This window comes from Nostoc sp. DedQUE08 (genome assembly GCF_034530895.1).
Classification (GTDB): Bacteria; Cyanobacteriota; Cyanobacteriia; order Cyanobacteriales; family Nostocaceae; genus Nostoc.
The window spans coordinates 77,410-95,713 of sequence record NZ_JAVRCD010000009.1; the positions used below are offsets into that span (position 1 = coordinate 77,410).

Sequence of the window (18,304 nt, forward strand, 5' to 3'; positions counted from 1 at the left end):
GAAGATTGATAGACGCAATGGAATTTTTTCAGCTAAGTGCTGGTAAGTGGCGATCGCAACGTGCAACTCATCATCTGGCGTTCAAGCGCTCAGAGATAGGAGAATCGGATATACAGGTAGAAACTCTCGATGCCAATCATCCCGAAATCATTGAATTGTGCCGCTATCATGAGATTGACCCCAGCCTTTGTGTCGGTGGTTCGCGTGTGCGTTGGCTAGGGACAATGGCCTGGGATCGAGAAGATGAGGAGAATCATCAGGGGAAAACCATATTTGCGATCGTGCCTGATGGCGATAATCCAAGGCAAGGCAAATTACTCCGTGAAAGAGGTTATGCGGAAATAGTGCCTGTAGTTGGTCTTTTTCACATGGATGATGAAGATGGACTAGTATTGACAACCGAATATGAAACAATGAGTTCCATTGAGCGATTCTGGTTCGCCAGCCCAAATATGCGACTAAGAACCAGTACAGTCAAAAGGTTTGGCGGCTTTAGCACCGCATCGTTTTGTAGCGAAAGCCGCATTGATTCTGTTGAGGCTTCTAGCTCAGAAGAAGTCACACAAAGACAAGGAGCGGATATTTTGGAAAAAAGACAATTTTATTCAGTTTTGGGCTGGTGAATGATTCTTAAGCAGAGCGATGCTTTTACTCGTGGGCAAGATTATCTGCGTCTGGTACAGGGGCTTGCCCTAGAACCGGGTATGGTGAATGTGTTTGATAACCTGCGCGATCGCATTCCCATTTGCACTTGGATCGGTGAAAATATTAACGCTGTGAACGCTCAGATCAACACCTATCTAGAAGTTTGTCATCAGTGTTTTCATCCCCAAGAGCGTCGCCACATCCAAATTTTTGCAGTCCCCATAGCTCAATCTTTTGGCATAGATGGGCTGTGCAACATTCTCACAAACCCAATCACTATTCTGGTAGATGTTGGTCGAGTTGCACCTAAAGACTGGTTTGGTGTAGTCGTCCATGAATACGCCCATGCCCATCTAGGAGAGTTTGGTCACAACGAGCAGTTTGCTAGCATCCTATCTCATTTATGCTTAGGACTGGGATTGGAACCACCCTACTGGGAGGCAGGAATGGAAGCAACTTTGCGTAGCTGGCCTTACTGTAAATCAACCATAGATCCCCTGGAATTTTGGATAGGTCGCTGAGTCGCCGAGGGAGGCAGGGGGCAGGGGAGATGAGGGGACAAGGGGACAAGGAGATAAACAAAACTCTTAACTCCTAACTCAGCACTCCTAACGCCCAATGCCCCATTCCCAATGCCCCATGCCCAATGCCCAATCTCCTATATCCTATTAATTTCTTTTGCTAAATGTTAAAAATTATTGCTTCAGTTCAAAAAGGTGAAACTGAATCTCCTAATCTAAAATATGTGAATAAAATTTTTTAGTCATTTACGTAGTCATTAAGCTGGAAGTCTGATTACCTATTTTTCTTGATTAGCTATGGGTTGAATCCAGCAAACTAATCATTTATACTACGAATACTTAAATTTCCCTTAGTTAAGTTTCGTGAAATTTTATCAGAATCTGAAGTTCTGATACAACTACTCCCTTAATATGTGATTAAAAGTTGTTAACTTTAATTAAGAACATGGAGGCTTTAGAGTGCCACTTCCTCTGTTAGAATATAGCCCTTCAAGTCAAAACCAGCGTGTAGCTGCGTATGAAGTACCTGGTGATGAACAACCCAGGATTTTCACTACTGACAATATACTTTCTCCGTCAGATTTAGGCGATCTGATAGAAGCAGCATATCGTCAAATTTTCTTCTATGCCTTTGCTGCCGATCGCGAAACATATTTAGAGTCTCAACTCCGTAATGGACAAATTACAGTACGGGACTTTATTCGTGGGTTGGTGCTTTCCAATACCTTTAAGAAAAGCTTCTACGACCTCAACAATAACTATCGTTTTGTTGAGCAAGTAATTCAGCGGGTTCTAGGACGCGATCCATACAACGAGCGGGAAAAAATCGCCTGGTCAATTGTAGTCGCTACCAAGGGTATTGTAGGCTTTATTGATGAAGTGCTCAATACTGAAGAGTACCTGAGCAATTTTGGATACTCCACAGTGCCTTATCAGCGCCGTCGGATACTCCCATCCCAATCTGAGGGTGAGTTGCCATTCAACATCAAATCTCCACGATACGAAGATTATCACCGTGCCAAACTGGGTTTCCCCCAAATCATTTGGCAGGTCGAAGTACGCAGATTCCTCCCACAAGAGCAAAAGCCCAAGGCTGGCGATCCAGCTTTATTCTTGGGTTTAGCACAAAGTATCAATGCAACTGGCAATGCTCCACAACGGATCTCGCCATACAATATTGATATCGAAAAGTCTGTACCTTATCGGCAACTGTCAGGAATTAAATAACGATTTGTGGTCGGTGGCTGGCTAGTACATCCATTCGATCGTTTTATAGCGTGCATAAGTCTTGGGTTATGTAGGAGTTTTATTTAGATATAACTAAGTGAAACAGACTCTATTCCATGTCTTATGCACGCTAGTTGTTAATGGGCATTGGGGATTGGGCATTGGGCATTGGGCATTGGGCATTGGGCATTGGGCGTTAAAGTGTAGTTCGTCTTTTTAGTATCTCTAAAAGTTTTGTGAAGTGGGCGGGAGGAGTCGCTGTCACCTCAATCAACTCCTCAGATAAGGGATGCTGCAATTTGAGTCGCCAAGCGTGTAGTGCTTGACCAGGTAAATTTACACCCACTGAATGGCCAGAACTATAAACTGGATCGCCGACAATGGGATGACCGATTTTGCTGCTGTGGACGCGAATTTGATGGGTGCGTCCAGTTTCTAATTGAAAGTGAATTAAGGTGAAGTTACCAAGGCGTTCTAATATTTTCCAGTGAGTGACGGCGACTCGCCCGCCTTGTTCGACAGGCATAACAGCCATTTTTTTGCGGTCTTGGGGATGGCGACCAATGGGCAAGTCGATAGTGCCACTTTCAGTTTTTGGCGCACCGTAAACTATGCCCAAGTATTCTCGTCGTGCAGTTTTTGCTTTCAGTTGTGCTTGTAGATGATGATGGGCAATATCTGTTTTAGCGATCGCGATCGCACCCGTAGTATCCTTATCCAATCGATGGACAATTCCTGGACGTTGGACTCCGCCAATTCCTGGTAAATTGGGACAGTGAGCCAATAGGGCATTTACTAAAGTACCATCTGGATGACCGGGCGCAGGATGGACAACTAAACCTGCGGGTTTATTAAGAATAAGTAACTGGTCGTCTTCATAAAGGATATCTAAAGGGATGTCTTCGGCTTGCAGTTCTAAAGGTTGAACTTCTGGTATTTCAAGAGTGATGCGATCGCCTACCTTGACATTGATCTTCTTGGATGTGCAAACTCGATCGTTAAGTTGGACATTACCCTGTTCGATTAACTGTTGGATGCGGGAACGGGACAAGTCTGGTAATTCTTGGGAAAGGTAACGGTCGAGGCGATCGCCTTTGGTGTTGACGCAGTGTATCGTACTCTTAAGGGGAAGCAAGCTAGGTGTAGCATCTTCATGTGGAGTTGACAAGCGATCGCCCTTGGTGTTGGCAAAGCGATCGCTATTTTCTTGGATTTGTAAATTAAATTCGGTCACAATTGCTCTAGATTATTAATTCCCCTTCTTTAAGTAAAGCGCGGAATGCTTTAAATGGCTTCTCGTCTTTCTTCTTCTGCATCCTTGCCATTCGCATAGCGTGTCGCAGACAAGCTAATTCGTTATTCTAAATCTATAACTTCTTGCGGCAAATCAAATAAACCATCTTCCCCAGCTTCAAAATCAATCACCTGATACACAGCATCAATATTTAATTCACCATAAATATGAGGAAACAATTCGCCAACTTCAGCTTCTTCATAACGAATTTCAGTTTGGACTTTATCAGAATCAATAAAAAGTAGTACCAATTCTTTTTGATTATAAAAAAATCTTTTTGCAACCTTGAGTATTTGCGTGGACTTTGAACAATGTATAAAACCTTCACTGTCTAAAGAATCAGCGCAATATCTACCGATATTTTTTGCTTGTTCCCATTGTTGGCGTTTGGTAATGTGGAGAATAGTGTTCATAGAAAATTTAGGAATTACTGCATATTGTAATATTTTCAGGAAATCTTCTAAATTTGTAAAGTCTTTAATTACTTTGCTAGCACCTATATTTTTTAATTTAGTATCAGCTACTCCAATAAAAGCAATATTCAATCGATAGGCTGCTTTGACATCCCAAACACCATCACCTACAAAAACAACTTTCTGAAATTTTTCAATTTGATAAACATTCTTCGCTTTGATAATAGCTGTCTTAATAATATCGTCTCGTGAAAGTGCATCATTAGCTGAAGCCAATGGAATACTTTCTATTTGTAAATTAGCTTTTTGAAGTTTTAATTTGGCAGATTCACACCAACCACCAGTTGCGATCGCAACACACCAATCAGGATTTAGCTGTAATTTAGCTAATACATTTGCAGAACCAGAAATTTCGCTGAATAAGTCTTGCTTGTTAATAAATGCTTCCTGGAGTAGGCTAACAAAACGTGTTTTGAGTCTAACTATCTCTTCATTTGAAGGAAGACGTTCTAATTTTTCTTTGAAAATTTGCTGGGTAATTCCCGAATCTGTAGTGTATGCGTATTCAGACCAATTTGTATTTATACCAGAAATGCCAAATTCCAAAGCAAAAGCACGTACAAAACAATTTTCATCAATTTTGTTGGTATTGGTTAGTGTACCATCAATATCAAAAACGACTAATTTCATACTAGCGATCGCTAAATATTATTCTTTAAAATTTCATACCCAGACGACAAAATACAAATTTTTGATTTCTGCCTTTAAGGAAGATAATTCTTCTATAAATTAGGCGGAATACAAATATCCGGTGCGCATAAACCCGGAAATTTAAGCGTTATTACTTCAAAAGTATTCAAATCTACGCGGCGGATGGCGTGGTTATTTGTATCAGCAATATATAGATATGAATTTATAGCACTCAATCCCGAAGGTTCAAAAAACCGAGTGTTCTTACCTTGACCATCTTGTAAACCAGCAGTACCATCTCCCAAAACTGTTTGACAATTCCCATTAGGGCTAACTAATTTAATTTTATGGTTATAAGTATCTGCCACCCACAAAAAATTCTGCGCGTATTCCACTCCTAAACAGTGTTGTAAACGGACATCTTCACCTTGTCCATCTACATCGCCAAAACCGAACAAACCCCCACTACCGCAAACAGTTCTTACTTGATACAGTTCGACAATTCCCACACCACGAATTGAACTAACTTCACTGTCAGCAATATATAATTCTTTTCCATCTGTGGTGATACCGCTAGGTTGAGCAAAAGCAGATTCAGTAAGTGAACCATCAATACACGCTTCTGCACCAGTACCAGCATAAGTTTTAATGATGCCAGTTTCTAAGTCCATTTGCCAAATTTGATGCGGCCCAGCCATTGCAATAAATAGAGTATTTCCTACTTTCACTAAATCCCAAGGAGAATTTAGCGCGGTTTCTAAACCAGCACCGCCATGAGGATTGATATTACGGCTTTGTTCGCCAGTTCCCGCAATAGTTTCAACGATTTGGTGCTTGAAATCAACTCGCCGCAGCGCATGATTTTCTGTATCAGTAACATAAAGAATCTGATTTTCGGCATCATAAGCCATTCCTTGTGGTGCAAAAAATTGTGCTTCGCTAAACGAACCATCGGTTAACCCAGATTTTCCAGTACCAATTAAATGTAGAATTTCTCCGTCGAAACTACTCATAACTAGGCGGTGATGTCCAGAATCAGCAATGAATAAACCCATTTGAGTAGCTAGAACTTTACCAGGAAAAGCTAAAGGTGTGATTAATGGTTGGCGCTGTTTTTCTAAAGTTAAGCTGATTTCTTGGAAATTAATTGTGCCTTTGTCTTGGTGTTGCTGAATTAACTTTTGAATCAACTCATCTAAAGTGTCACGGTTTCCTTCACCAGAAATCTGGGCGATCGCGTAACTTTCTGGATCGATAATTATTAATGTAGGCCAAGCACGCACAGCATACTCTTCCCAAATCCGAAAACCTCTGTCAACTACAACTGGATGTTCGATGTCGTAGCGTAGGATAGCTTGGCGAATATTTTCTGTTTCCTTTTCGTTGTCAAATTTAGCAGAGTGAACGCCGATAATGGTAAGACTATCTTTATATTTTTGTTCTAAATATTTCAGGTTTGGCAAAATATGCAGACAATTGACACAGCAGTATGTCCAAAAATCTAAAATTATGACTCTACCCTTAAATTGTTTAAGAGACAAAGGTTTATCGGTGTTGAGCCAAGAGTAATTTTGCGGTAATTCGGGCGCTCTGACACGGGGAATCATAAAGTACACTTTGTTCTTAGAGGATATTTATACTAATTTTCTGAAATAGGCCGATGAAAAATAATGATATATTACCGTGTGTTGCTAAGTAAGTAGACACAATTAAATGTAAGATGTCATTGCGAGCGAAACGAAGTGAAGCAATCTCAGTCTTTGCGATTGCTTCACTTCGTACCCTTCGGGAACACCAAAGGCGAACGCAATGACGAACTATTTTATATTTATATCTACTTACTAGAAGCTTACACAAAACCAAATTTAAGTTTAATTACAGGAGAATTAGATATTTAAACAGTAAATATGAAGTCAGAAACCCGCAATGTATTATTCCAAGCTTACGCACAATTGCAAAAAATCATTGATGAGTTGTACCTCGCTCATGACAGAGCAATAGCAAACAATGATTTTGATGATGCTAGCTTGCTGGCTAGTAGAGCAGATATACTTTATGAAGAAGCCGAAAATTTGGAAATTGTGATTTCAGAACAGGAGCAAAGATGAAAACAATTGAAGAATTAAAGACTCGTATTCAAGAACTCAGTAAACAAGCTGTTGAACTCAGGCAAAAAGCATCTGAAGTATATTTAACTAACCAAGAGCAAGCTAAACAGTTTAGGCAACAGGCAAGAGAAGCCAGTAAGCGCTGCCAAGTATTGATACAAGAGTTAAAACGCCAACAAGTTTAAAGCTAAAAACTGGCTAGTCTTGAGAACTACGAATTTCTAACTTTCAGGAACCACATAAATTAGAAATGTTTTTAGCGTTGCACCCGACCTCTTAATCTCTTAAAAACTTGGTTCCCATCGCCACCAAAGTATTGATTAACTTCAAAATATAGGGTTAATTGCAATTTAACAAATGAACTTTTAGAAAATTTACACTTTGAAAGGACTTGACAAACTAACTACTAAGGATTTGTCAGTCTGGGTACAACAAGCTAAAACCCAGGCTAAACAGGGACGAGTTATCGATCGCATTCCGCAATTAGCTTTAGCTAATCCTGGTTGGTTTGCAGTTCATATCTGCTGTGAATCTGGACACACCATCAGCTTTGGGGATACAGCTTGTGTGTTCCCGCTAATGAGTGTGATTAAGACATTTTCTCTACTTTATCTGCTAGAACATTTAGGAGCAGAAACGATTTTTAGTTGGGTTGGGGTGGAACCATCAGATGCATCCTTCAATTCTTTAGAACAATTAATTAGCGATCGCGCCCATCCCCGCAACCCGATGATTAATAGTGGGGCAATTACCCTGTCTGAGAAGTTACCAGGACAGAGCGCTAATCAACGCACTCTCTTATTTTGTCAATGGCTCAACCAATTAGCAGGTTGTCAACTAAGCTTAGATGAGGTGATGCTGGCTTCAGTAAGATTAACCCGTTCAACAGCCAATGAAGCGATCGCTAATTATCTCGCCGAAGCCGGTCATCTCGAAAATATTGAAACAGCACTTGACACATACGAGCAAATATGCTCTATTTCTGGGCAAGTTGAAGATTTAGCCTTGTTAGGAAAACTGCTAGCTTGTGAAAATAGCTATTTATCAGCACAAAACCGCCGGATTGTCAATGCTGTGATGTTAACTTGTGGACTTTATCAAGCTTCTGCCGAGTTTGCAGTCAGAATTGGTTTACCAATGAAATCAGGAATTGGTGGTGGGCTTGTAGCAATAGTACCAGGTGAGGGAGCGATCGCTTGTTATAGTCCAGCTTTGGATGGTGTAGGAAATCCGGTAGCGGGTCTTGCTTTTGTTGAGGCTTTAGCACAAGAGTTGCAGCTGAGTATTTTTGGCTAAATCCTGTTTTTGAATAGGCAGAGAAATGATAAATTCTTGTCAGCACTTCGACAGGATGGGTAATGGTTCGACTCGTCAAAAAAGCTTGGTATATTTTTGAGAACCACCCTTTTCGGCTCAATTGTACGACGGCGATATCACCGGAAACTGATGGAAAATTTGCATCTTGAATCTGGAAAGCCAGATTAATCCTAAGTAAAATAAGAGTCAATACTTACTTAGAATTCCCAGTTATTCAGTAAAAGCAAAAATTTGGAAATTTTCTAACACATATTTCTGAGTCCGATGACGCAGAAGAAAAGTGATTTATTTCACTTCTCTGCTGCCTCTACCAGCCTTCAAGGTATAACTAAATCTTGTTTTTTATGGCTGTTGCACTTGTTTTTCGGGTAATTCAGCAGAAGGTGTTGGCGTTACCTCTGCCTGTGGTTCTAGTGTTGGCGTAATAATTTCGGGTGCTGGAGACTCAATAATCTCTGGCAGCGTTGGTGGCAAACTAGGAGATGGGGCAACTGTTACTTGGGGAGTAGGTGTCTTGGTCGTTCGACGGTTGAAAAATCCGCCAAATCTAGATTTTGTTGGCTGAGGCGTAACTTTTTCGGGTAACGGCGTTGATTCGGGAGTTGGTATTACCTCCGGCTGTGATTCTGGTGTTGGCGTAATAATTTCTGGTGTCGGAGACTCAATAATCTCTGGCAGTGTGGGTGGCAAACTAGGAGATGGTGCAACTGGTGCTTCTGGGGTAGGAACTTTACCAGCCCCACGATTAAAAAATCCACCAAATCTAGGTTTTGTTGGCTGAGGCGTTACTTTTTCAGGTAACGGTGTTGATTCGGGAGTTGGTATTACCTCTGGCTGTGGTTCTGGTGCTGGAGACTCAATAATTTCTGGTGGTGTTGGGGACAAGCTGGGAGTTGGTGTAGCTGTGGGAACTTCTAATTTTGGTTGTTCTGGCTGTATTTTGGATTGTTCTGGAATTTCAGTTTCTGGAAGCGGCTGTTTTTCTACCTTAGGCTGTGTTGGGGGTGTTTTTTCTACAGAAGGTGTGGGTGTGGGTTTAGGTGCAAGTTTATAATTCGGGTCTACAATAGGGCGCACCTCATCTGCTGTGAGTTCTCCTCTGACAATTCTCGACAAAGTGTCTTTACCCTTTGGCTGGTAGTCAATCAATCTAACTGTGGTATTGAAAGCATTTTTGACAGCATTTCCCTGATTATCGAGAAATTCTAGCTTTATCCAGTTTTTCCCTGGACGGAAGCCTTTAAGATAAACTGCCTGCCAGCGATCGAAAATAAAGCTTTCACCATTAATAGTGGAGCGGATGCGCCAATCACTGAACTCGTCGTTGGGGTTTTCCTTACCAACAAGGTGCAGAGGAGCGTTAGTTAAGTAAAAGTCCAGTAAGATTGGTTCTGCCCCGTAGCTACTTTGAGGACGACTATAAGTTAGCAGGGGTAATTTAGGATCTGGGGTGTTGTCGTCGGTTTTAGTGAAGACGTGAAATGTTGTTTGGGCATAAGCGCCTTCATTCTTAAAGCTTTCATGCCAGGGACGAGAGGCAAAGACACGCAAGGTATGACTACCTGGAGACAAGTCTGGCAAAACTAAGGGCTGATTCAGGTCGTAAACAGGTATATAAGGTTGATTATCCAGAATTACGTGTAAATGTGGCCCCAATTGTAATTGTGGGTCTTTAAATATCGGTAGATCCTTAACCTGAAAACTGGCTGTAACTTTATTGTCTTGAAGAACTTCATCAAATTTTGGAGTAACAATTGTTACTTGGGGCTGATAAACTTCCAAAGTTGGACGCAGTTCTTGAATAACAGATGGAGGGGAAACTTCCGAAAATTGCTTTGAAATTTGAGAAATCTTGGGGGAGTTTTCTTTATAACCAGTAGATACTTCCTGGCTGTCGGCTTTCTCGCCGCAACTGGTCAAGCTTAATACCAGCACTAATATCATTACCCACCTGAGAATCGGAAACCTCTGAGGGAGGAGCTTCTCTAACACCCTTTTCTGCCACGAGTTCATGCGTTGCACCCAGTGATAGTCTTCAACAATTGACAGATTATTTTGGCTCAAACTGTCCATCTGGAACTATAGCCCAAAAGGTGAAATCTGCCTCACATCCCATAAGTTTTCCTTTGTATCTCATGAAATTTTAAAATAAGTCATATTCTTTACAACGTTTTACTTGCAAAAATTGAAATATGACATAAATGTTCATGAGTAATCGCAGTAAAAGTTGGGACATCGGTTACATACAGTCAAATCATAAATTTTACGAATTGTTATTGTTTGTAAATTAAATAGCTAAACTATTGACTTTTGGACAAAAACTTTGAAGTTAAAAGCCAGTTAAGGCATGAATTTCAGCAATATTTGAGCAAGTTTGAATTATTGTTAAAATATCTCTAACAATGTACAAGTGAAGACTTTATAATTCAACGAGAAACAACAATCCACATAGGTCTTCATCGCGGCTTCAGCAAAATGGAATTTGCGGTAATGGTTAACTTTGTGGTATTCATGATTCCTCATTCCTTATCAAGAGAGGAGGTCGAATGACAATAAGTCCTCCGGAGCGAGAGGAAAAGAAGGCAAGAGTAATCGTCGATAACGACCCGGTTCCAACGTCTTTCGAGAGATGGTCACAACCAGGGCACTTTGACAGATCCTTAGCCAGAGGTCCCAAAACCACCACATGGATTTGGAACCTGCACGCACTCGCCCATGATTTTGATACACATACAAGCGATTTAGAAGACATCTCCCGCAAGATATTCTCAGCCCACTTCGGCCACTTGGCTGTAGTGACAATCTGGTTGAGCGGGATGATTTTTCACGGGGCGAAGTTTTCTAACTACGAAGCTTGGTTAAGCGACCCTCTAAACGTTAGACCAAGTGCCCAAGTCGTTTGGCCCATTGTTGGACAAGACATTTTAAATGGTGATGTTGGCGGTGGTTTCCACGGTATTCAAATCACCTCTGGTTTGTTCTATGTATGGCGTGGCTGGGGTATTACCAACTCCTTCCAGCTTTACTGCACAGCGATCGGTGGCTTGGTACTAGCAGGCTTATTCCTATTTGCCGGCTGGTTCCACTACCACAAACGCGCTCCCAAATTGGAATGGTTCCAGAATGTGGAGTCGATGCTGAATCACCACTTGCAAGTATTGCTAGGTTGTGGTTCCTTGGGATGGGCAGGTCATTTAATCCACGTGTCCGCACCGACCAACAAGCTTTTGGATGCAGGCGTTGCTCTCAAAGACATCCCCTTGCCCCACGAGTTCATCTTGAACAAAGACTTGTTGACCGAGCTGTATCCCGGCTTTGCTGCTGGTTTAGCACCTTTCTTCACCTTGAACTGGGGTCAGTATGCTGACTTCCTCACCTTCAAGGGCGGTCTGAACCCAGTAACAGGCAGCCTATGGATGACGGACATTTCCCATCACCACTTAGCGATCGCAGTTCTCTTTATCGTTGCTGGTCACCAGTACCGTACTAACTGGGGTATCGGTCACAGCATTAAAGAGATCCTAGAAAACCACAAAGGTCCTTTCACCGGTGAAGGTCACAAAGGTCTCTACGAAAACTTGACCTCATCCTGGCACGCTCAGTTAGGAACTAACCTGGCCTTCTTGGGTTCGCTGACCATCATCATCGCGCATCACATGTACGCGATGCCTCCGTACCCGTACCTGTCAACCGACTATGCTACACAGTTGTGCATATTCACCCACCATATGTGGATTGGAGCCTTCTTAATCGTAGGTGGTGCGGCTCACGCTAGTATCTTCATGGTGCGGGATTACGATCCTGTGGTTAATCAAAACAACCTCTTGGATCGGGTACTTCGTCATCGAGATGCAATCATCTCTCACCTAAACTGGGTGTGTATATTCCTTGGCTTCCATAGCTTTGGGTTGTACATCCACAATGACACGATGCGTGCCTTGGGTCGTCCCCAAGATATGTTTTCGGATACAGCAATCCAATTGCAACCAGTTTTTGCCCAGTGGGTACAAAACATCCACACCTTAGCTCCTGGTGGCACTGCTCCCAATGCCTTAGAACCAGTTAGCTATGCGTTTGGCGGTGGAATCTTAGCGGTAGGTGGCAAAGTGGCAATGATGCCCATTGCTTTAGGTACAGCGGATTTCATGATCCACCACATTCACGCATTCCAGATCCACGTCACTGTCCTAATTCTGTTAAAAGGATTTCTGTTTGCCCGCAGCTCTCGTCTGATTCCAGACAAGGCAAATCTAGGCTTCCGTTTCCCTTGTGACGGTCCTGGTCGTGGCGGTACCTGTCAAGTGTCTGGTTGGGATCATGTGTTCCTCGGACTTTTCTGGATGTACAACACAATATCCATCGCAATTTTCCACTTCAGCTGGAAGATGCAATCAGATGTCTGGGGAACCGTAGATGCAGATGGTGCTGTGACTCACATCACTGGTGGTAACTTTGCCCAAAGTGCCATTACCATCAACGGTTGGTTGCGAGACTTCTTGTGGGCACAAGCTACACAAGTCATCAATTCCTATGGCAGCGCGCTATCTGCCTATGGTCTACTCTTCTTAGGCGCTCACTTTGTCTGGGCATTCAGCTTGATGTTCCTGTTCAGTGGTCGCGGCTACTGGCAAGAATTAATTGAGTCCATTGTTTGGGCGCATAACAAACTGAAGGTAGCACCAGCAATTCAGCCTCGCGCTCTGAGCATTATTCAGGGTCGGGCTGTAGGGGTAGCTCACTACCTCTTGGGAGGAATTGCCACAACCTGGGCATTCTTCCATGCACACATCCTTTCAGTAGGGTAGCAATCAGTTGTGGAGTGCTGAGTGCTAAGTGCTGAGAAAATACTCAAAACTTGGTACTCAGAACTCAGGACTCTAGACGCTGGTATTTGATGGCTAAAGGTCAGAGGATTTATTAAACCTATGGCGACAAAATTTCCGAAATTTAGCCAGGATCTCGCACAGGACCCGACGACTCGTCGGATATGGTATGCGATCGCTACAGGCAACGATTTTGAAACCCATGATGGCATCACAGAGGAAAATCTTTACCAAAAGATTTTCGCAACTCACTTCGGTCACTTGGCAATCATCTTCCTGTGGGCATCCAGCCTCCTGTTCCATGTAGCCTGGCAAGGTAACTTTGAACAGTGGATTAAAGATCCCCTTCATATCCGTCCCATCGCCCACGCGATTTGGGACCCCCACTTTGGTAAACCAGCGATCGAAGCTTTTACCCAAGCTGGCGCTAGCAATCCGGTAAACATTACCTACTCTGGTCTTTACCATTGGTGGTATACCATCGGAATGCGGACGAACGGCGAACTATACAACGGTTCAGTATTCCTGTTAATACTGGCAGCCGTACTGTTGTTTGCTGGTTGGCTGCACTTGCAACCCAAGTATCGTCCTAGCTTGGCATGGTTTAAGAGCGCTGAACATCGCCTAAACCACCACCTAGCAGGTCTCTTTGGTGTTAGTTCTCTGGCTTGGGCTGGTCACTTAATTCACGTTGCTGTCCCCGAATCTCGCGGTCAGCACGTAGGTTGGGATAACTTCTTGAATACCCCACCCCACCCAGCAGGTTTGACACCATTCTTTACAGGCAACTGGGGTGTTTACTCTCAAAACCCTGACACTCCTGGACATATCTTTGGGACATCTCAAGGTGCAGGAACTGCAATTCTAAGTTTCTTGGGTGGCTTCCATCCTCAGACAGAAGCTTTGTGGCTGACTGACATGGCTCATCACCACTTGGCGATCGCAGTTATCTTCATTGTTGCCGGTCATCAGTATCGGACTAACTTCGGAATTGGTCACAGCATCAAAGAAATGCTGAACTCCAAAGCTGGGTTAGTACCAGGTACCAACAGTGAAGGTCAGTTCAACCTGCCTCACCAAGGGTTGTATGACACCTATAACAATTCACTGCACTTCCAGTTAGGTATTCACCTAGCTGCTCTGGGAACCATCACCTCTTTGGTGGCACAGCATATGTACGCCATGCCTCCTTATGCATTTATTGCTAAGGACTATACAACTCAGGCAGCGCTGTACACGCACCATCAATATATTGCTGGTTTCTTGATACTTGGTGCTTTTGCTCACGGAGCAATATTCTGGGTACGTGATTACGACCCAGAACAAAACAAGGGCAACGTTCTTGAGCGCGTATTGAAGCATAAAGAAGCGATTATCTCCCACCTTAGCTGGGTATCCCTTTTCTTAGGCTTCCATACCCTCAGCTTGTACGTCCACAATGATGTAGTGGTTGCTTTCGGTACTCCTGAAAAGCAAATCTTGATTGAGCCAGTGTTTGCTCAATTCGTTCAAGCTGCAAACGGTAAAGTACTGTACGGTTTAGATGCTTTGCTATCTAACCCCGATAGTATTGCTTACACAGCATGGCCCAACTACGCTAACGTTTGGTTGCCAGGCTGGTTAGATGCCATCAATGCTGGTACTAACTCCCTGTTCTTAACAATTGGCCCTGGCGACTTCTTGGTTCACCATGCGATCGCTTTAGGTCTGCACACCACCACCTTGATCTTGGTCAAAGGTGCTTTGGATGCCCGTGGTTCTAAGCTGATGCCCGATAAAAAGGACTTCGGCTATGCCTTCCCTTGTGACGGCCCCGGTCGTGGCGGTACTTGCGACATCTCCGGTTGGGATTCCTTCTACCTCGCTGCGTTCTGGATGCTCAATACCCTTGGTTGGGTTACGTTCTACTGGCATTGGAAACATCTGGGTATTTGGCAAGGCAACGTAGCTCAGTTCAATGAGAACTCTACATATCTCATGGGCTGGTTCCGCGATTACCTCTGGGCTAACTCTGCTCAGTTGATTAACGGTTACAACCCTTACGGCGTAAATAACCTGTCTGTCTGGGCTTGGATGTTCTTATTTGGACACCTAGTTTGGGCTACTGGCTTCATGTTCTTAATCTCCTGGAGAGGTTACTGGCAAGAGTTGATTGAAACCCTTGTTTGGGCACACGAACGCACTCCTCTAGCTAACTTAGTTCGCTGGAAAGACAAGCCCGTGGCTCTGTCCATCGTTCAAGGTCGTGTAGTTGGTTTAGCTCACTTCACTGTTGGCTACATCGTGACTTACGCAGCATTCTTGATTGCTTCTACTGCTGGTAAGTTCGGTTAATTTCGACTGCTAGTTTTGTAGATAAGTAATAAAAATCCCCTGCCGCAAGGTGGGGGATTTTTTTTGGGTTTTAGGTGAAGAGGATGGGAACAATAGAGAAGGGGCGGGCAAGATGCCCACCCCACAATAAAGAAAAGTTACAGAAAAATTACAAATAGTTTTGTATTCTGAATGCAAGAGCCAAAGTTGAAAATTTTTTGGAGAAGATTACCTCATTGGGAGTTAGATGGGGCGGTTTATTTCATTACTTTTAATACTTGGGAAAAGTTAGAACTTAGCCTAGAAGCTAGAGAAATAGTTTTTAATTCTTGCTTGTTTTTTGATAAAAACAGATATCGAATATTTGTCCTTGTGGTCATGACAAATCATGTGCATCTGCTCATTCAGCCATTACTCAAATCAGAAAATGAGTTTTGGTCATTGAGTAGCATTATGAAAAGTATTAAAGGTTATAGTGCTAAACAAATTCCCAAAGTGATGAAACATATAGGAACAGTTTGGCAAGATGAAAGATATGAGCGTATTGTTAGGAACGATGAAGAGTTTCAACAATATTGGGAATATATCAGACAAAATCCTGTAAAAGCAGGGTTGTCATCAAGCTCAGAAAATTACCCCTTCTTTTGGCAACTCCCTGAATAATCTCACTTATCACATTCTCTCTTCTCTTGTGGGGTGGGCATCTTGCCCGCCCCTTTGTAGCCTTAAATGCCAGTCTAGAATTGACTATTGAATCAATTTAATTTTCTCTATTGCCTCTGCATATTGTTTTGTATTCTCTTGTTGTAAATAAAGGTTAGCAACTTACTGCCAATCTTTAATTGCACCTTGATTATCTCCTAATTCATAGCGAACCAAAGCCCGATTATCGTAGGCAGCAGCATTTTTTGCGTTTAACTGAATCGCTTTATTATAGTCTTGTAAAGCTCCCTCTGTATCACCTAAATCGGAGCGAGCAACACCTCGATTGCTATGGGAAGTACTAGATATAGGTGCAAGCTTCACTGCTATGTTTAAGTCTTGTAATGCTCCTTGTTTATCTCCTAATTTGCGCCGGAATATAGCGCGATAGTCATAAGCCAAAGGGCTTTTAGGGTCAAGCTCAATTGCTTTATTGCAATCTTCTATAACTCCTGACTCATGGCCTAATTTATCACGAACTTCAGCCCGCTCAATGTATAAATATGGATTTTTAGAATCTAGCTTAATAGCTGTGTTTAGCTTGTCGAAAGCTGCTTTATAATTTCCAGAAGCCCTGTGAGCATTACTTGACTCAATATAGTTTGATAGAGAAATAGAAGATTTCACAGTAGTATAGGCAAACGGGATTATACTCACTCCTATAATTGCTGCACCTATATAAGGTATTAAGAAGTATTTAGACTTGTGATTGTTTAAGTTGCTTGTCATATAAATCACACCGATTTCTTGATTGAATAGAATTTTTTCTGAGAGTAAAAATTTTTTGTAGCATTGTCGGTATTATACTAATGTGATGTACCAAATTTTTGATATTATGCTGATATAAATACTGGCTACTGCTGACTTGACATTATATGCTGGATAATCTTAATGCTTTTGTGGGGTAGGCATCTTGCCAATAACCAAGGGCGGGCAAGATGCCCACCCCACAAGAGATTATTGGATACTATTTTTGATTTGGAAGTCCCCAAAGCCGGGATAATTTTATAACTCTTGAACTCACAACAAATAAATTTAAAATCATATTACACCCAAAATCACGGCGCAATATATCTAGGTGATAGCCTAGAACTAATAAAATCTATTGAAAACAACAGTATTAATCTTATCCTCACATCACCTCCATTTGCTCTGACACGAAAAAAAGAATACGGTAACGAAACTGCTGAAAAATATATTGAGTGGTTTCTACCTTTTGCATCCGAATTTAAAAGAGTTCTCGCAGATAATGGCTCATTCGTACTAGATTTAGGCGGCGCTTACTTACCTGGTAATCCCGTGCGGAGTATCTACCAATACGAACTTTTAGTCAAATTATGCAAAGAAGTAGGTTTCTTTCTCGCTCAAGAATTTTACCACTATAATCCGGCTCGACTGCCAACCCCTGCTGAGTGGGTGACAATTAGGCGAATTCGTGTGAAAGACTCAGTAAATACAGTTTGGTGGTTGTCTAAAACACCGAATCCTAAAGCAGATAACAGAAAAGTATTAAAGCCATATAGCCAAAGTATGAAACAATTACTCAAAAATGGCTATAAAGCAAAAATACGTCCTAGTGGACATGATATTTCTGATAAATTTCAAAAGGATAACCAAGGTGCAATTCCGCCGAATTTGCTAGAAATTGCTAATACTGAATCGAATAGCGCTTATTTACGACGCTGCAAAACAGCAGAAATTAAACCCCATCCAGCACGCTTTCCTCAAGGGTTCGCCGAGTTCTTCATCAAATTTTTAACTGATCAAGGTGATATGGTATTAGATCCATTTGCAGGTTCTAATACAACCGGCTTTGTTGCTGAAACTCTGCAACGCCGATGGATATCTTTTGAAATTAATGAAAATTATGTAATGGGAAGTCGTTATCGATTTAGCCAATAACCAAATTAAGTAAAGAGTCAGGAGTGAGAAGTTAAAATTGATAACCCTTCGGCAGGCTCAGGGCATCGCTTATAACTCTTAACTCATAGCTACTCAATTAAATTTCTCCATTCACTTGCATTTGATGAACTCGATCGGCTAGCTCTTGACGACCTCGATCATCTAGTTTATCAATAGCTAACATCCCCATCAGAATAACTTCTTTCAGGGTCAAACGTGTGGAATGTGCCTGTTTTTGCACAATCTCTTTAATAATGGGACTGACACCAATCGCTGTACTAGCTCTAGCCACAGAAGAAAAGGAAACACTAATGATTCAGCCTAAATCTTAGCACTTTCAATGAGGTTA

At 42.2% G+C, this 18,304-nt stretch carries 17 protein-coding genes and 1 pseudogene; 11 read left to right on the top strand and 7 right to left on the bottom strand.

Annotated features, from left to right (window positions below; translation table 11 throughout):
• Positions 1–17: 17 nt before the first annotated feature.
• From RMY64_RS08520 to RMY64_RS08530, 3 genes are all read left to right on the top strand, one after another.
• Positions 18–623 carry a phycobiliprotein lyase gene (locus RMY64_RS08520; RefSeq protein ID WP_409882169.1) on the top strand — a complete coding sequence of 202 codons (606 nt, stop codon included), beginning with the start codon at positions 18–20 and terminating at the stop codon, positions 621–623.
• A complete protein-coding gene (locus RMY64_RS08525; RefSeq protein ID WP_322672020.1) occupies positions 624–1,166 on the top strand; it encodes a hypothetical protein in 543 nt (180 codons plus the stop codon). It abuts the gene before it with no gap.
• Positions 1,167–1,625: 459 nt separating this feature from the next.
• Entirely contained in the window at positions 1,626–2,393 is a 768-nt protein-coding gene (locus RMY64_RS08530) for a phycobilisome rod-core linker polypeptide (protein ID WP_322672019.1), read from the top strand.
• Positions 2,394–2,589: 196 nt separating this feature from the next.
• Here RMY64_RS08530 and RMY64_RS08535 read toward each other — a convergent pair whose 3' ends face one another.
• The 4 genes and pseudogenes from RMY64_RS08535 to RMY64_RS08550 all read right to left on the bottom strand — a co-directional run bounded on the left by RMY64_RS08535 (position 2,590) and on the right by RMY64_RS08550 (position 6,397).
• Entirely contained in the window at positions 2,590–3,507 is a 918-nt protein-coding gene (locus RMY64_RS08535; protein WP_322699838.1) for an RluA family pseudouridine synthase, read from the bottom strand.
• Between the two features lie 242 nt (positions 3,508–3,749).
• Positions 3,750–4,100 carry a DUF952 domain-containing protein gene (locus tag RMY64_RS08540; RefSeq protein ID WP_322699839.1) on the bottom strand — a complete coding sequence of 117 codons (351 nt, stop codon included), beginning with the start codon at positions 4,098–4,100 and terminating at the stop codon, positions 3,750–3,752.
• A gap of 120 nt (positions 4,101–4,220) precedes the next feature.
• Positions 4,221–4,790, bottom strand: a pseudogene (locus RMY64_RS08545) (HAD family hydrolase); the annotation flags it as partial.
• 92 nt (positions 4,791–4,882) lie between these two features.
• A complete protein-coding gene (locus RMY64_RS08550; protein ID WP_322699813.1) occupies positions 4,883–6,397 on the bottom strand; it encodes a thioredoxin-like domain-containing protein in 1,515 nt (504 codons plus the stop codon).
• 135 nt (positions 6,398–6,532) lie between these two features.
• Here RMY64_RS08550 and RMY64_RS08555 point away from each other — a divergent pair, with 135 nt between their 5' ends.
• The 4 genes from RMY64_RS08555 (at position 6,533) to glsA (ending at position 8,194) form a co-directional block, all read left to right on the top strand.
• Positions 6,533–6,688 carry a hypothetical protein gene (locus RMY64_RS08555; protein WP_322672017.1) on the top strand — a complete coding sequence of 52 codons (156 nt, stop codon included), beginning with the start codon at positions 6,533–6,535 and terminating at the stop codon, positions 6,686–6,688.
• 9 nt (positions 6,689–6,697) lie between these two features.
• The gene (locus RMY64_RS08560; RefSeq protein WP_322699814.1) at positions 6,698–6,898 is read left to right on the top strand and encodes a hypothetical protein; all 201 of its coding nucleotides are present in this window, start codon (positions 6,698–6,700) and stop codon (positions 6,896–6,898) included.
• On the top strand, positions 6,895–7,083 hold the full coding sequence (locus RMY64_RS08565; RefSeq protein ID WP_322672015.1) for a hypothetical protein: 189 nt from the start codon (positions 6,895–6,897) through the stop codon (positions 7,081–7,083). Before RMY64_RS08560 ends, RMY64_RS08565 begins: the two co-directional genes overlap by 4 nt.
• A 196-nt stretch (positions 7,084–7,279) precedes the next feature.
• The gene (glsA, locus tag RMY64_RS08570) at positions 7,280–8,194 is read left to right on the top strand and encodes a glutaminase A (protein ID WP_322699815.1); all 915 of its coding nucleotides are present in this window, start codon (positions 7,280–7,282) and stop codon (positions 8,192–8,194) included.
• Positions 8,195–8,557: 363 nt separating this feature from the next.
• Here glsA and RMY64_RS08575 read toward each other — a convergent pair whose 3' ends face one another.
• Positions 8,558–10,228 carry a hypothetical protein gene (locus tag RMY64_RS08575; RefSeq protein ID WP_322690118.1) on the bottom strand — a complete coding sequence of 557 codons (1,671 nt, stop codon included), beginning with the start codon at positions 10,226–10,228 and terminating at the stop codon, positions 8,558–8,560.
• 533 nt (positions 10,229–10,761) lie between these two features.
• On the opposite strand from RMY64_RS08575, the gene psaA reads away from it, so the two are divergent.
• From psaA to RMY64_RS08590, 3 genes are all read left to right on the top strand, one after another.
• Positions 10,762–13,020, top strand: a complete 2,259-nt coding sequence (gene psaA / locus RMY64_RS08580) for a photosystem I core protein PsaA (RefSeq protein ID WP_322699816.1) — start codon at positions 10,762–10,764, stop codon at positions 13,018–13,020.
• Positions 13,021–13,140: 120 nt separating this feature from the next.
• Positions 13,141–15,372 (top strand): photosystem I core protein PsaB, encoded by a 2,232-nt coding sequence (gene psaB / locus RMY64_RS08585; protein ID WP_322672012.1) that lies wholly within the window; start codon positions 13,141–13,143, stop codon positions 15,370–15,372.
• Between the two features lie 171 nt (positions 15,373–15,543).
• Positions 15,544–16,014, top strand: coding sequence for an REP-associated tyrosine transposase (locus tag RMY64_RS08590; RefSeq protein ID WP_322672011.1), 471 nt, complete (start codon positions 15,544–15,546; stop codon positions 16,012–16,014).
• A 162-nt stretch (positions 16,015–16,176) separates the two neighbouring features.
• Here the strand turns inward: RMY64_RS08590 and RMY64_RS08595 are convergent, their stop codons facing one another.
• Positions 16,177–16,710 carry a tetratricopeptide repeat protein gene (locus RMY64_RS08595; protein WP_322699817.1) on the bottom strand — a complete coding sequence of 178 codons (534 nt, stop codon included), beginning with the start codon at positions 16,708–16,710 and terminating at the stop codon, positions 16,177–16,179.
• A 357-nt stretch (positions 16,711–17,067) separates the two neighbouring features.
• Between RMY64_RS08595 and RMY64_RS08600 the strand changes: the two genes are divergently transcribed.
• Positions 17,068–17,955, top strand: a complete 888-nt coding sequence (locus RMY64_RS08600) for a site-specific DNA-methyltransferase (protein WP_322672010.1) — start codon at positions 17,068–17,070, stop codon at positions 17,953–17,955.
• A gap of 97 nt (positions 17,956–18,052) precedes the next feature.
• Here RMY64_RS08600 and RMY64_RS08605 read toward each other — a convergent pair whose 3' ends face one another.
• Positions 18,053–18,247: a hypothetical protein gene (locus RMY64_RS08605; RefSeq protein WP_094342069.1), complete on the bottom strand. Its 195-nt coding sequence runs from the start codon at positions 18,245–18,247 to the stop codon at positions 18,053–18,055.
• Between the last annotated feature and the right edge of the window lie 57 nt (positions 18,248–18,304).